This window comes from Methylobacterium soli (assembly GCF_008806385.1).
Classification (GTDB): Bacteria; Pseudomonadota; Alphaproteobacteria; order Rhizobiales; family Beijerinckiaceae; genus Methylobacterium; species Methylobacterium soli.
On sequence record NZ_VZZK01000033.1, the window covers coordinates 1 to 727 of the forward strand.

Below are 727 nucleotides of genomic sequence, written 5' to 3' on the forward strand. Positions count from 1 at the left end.
GGACGCCTTCGCGGTTGCCCGGGACGGGGCGGGCCTCGCGGACCTGTGCGCGCGGCTCGTGCCCTTAGCGCCGGGCCTCGTGGCGCTGGAGGCCACCGGCGGCTTCGAGACCGTGGTGGCGGCCGGGCTGGCGGCGGCCGGCTTGCCCGTCGTGGTCGTCAACCCGGCGCAGGTGCGGGCTTTCGCTCAGGCGCTGGGGCAACGCGCCAAGACCGACCCGATCGACGCGGCCGTGATCGCCCGCTTTGCCCAGGCGACCCGTCCGGCGATCCGCCCGCTGCCGGATGCCGAGACCCAGTTCCTGGCCGACCTCGTCGCCCGCCGCCGCCAGATCGTGGCGATGATCGGGGCCGAGCGCCAGCGCGAGACGCGCGCGCCGGCGCGCGTTCAGACCAGCATCCGGCGCTTGGTCAAGGCGCTGGAGAAGGAACTGGCCAGCGTGGACGCCGACATCGACGGGGCGGTGCGCGGCTCGCCCGCCTGGCGCGCGAAAGAGGACCTCCTCGTCTGCGTGCCGGGCGTCGGACCCACCATCGCCCGCACCCTGCTGGCCGAGATGCCCGAGCTCGGCATCCTCGACCGCCGCCAGATCGCGGCGCTCACCGGCCTCGCTCCTTTCACGCGCCAGTCCGGCCAATGGCGCGGCAAGAGCTTCATCGCCGGCGGACGGGCCAGTGTGCGCTCGGCCCTGTTCATGGGCGCTCTGGTGGCCACGCGTCACAACCCC

General features: G+C 74.7%; 1 protein-coding gene. It reads left to right on the forward strand.

All coding sequences use genetic code 11. The features are described 5' to 3' along the window. On the forward strand, positions 1-727 hold a 727-nt coding region (locus tag F6X53_RS24390; protein WP_151003299.1), incomplete at both ends, for an IS110 family RNA-guided transposase.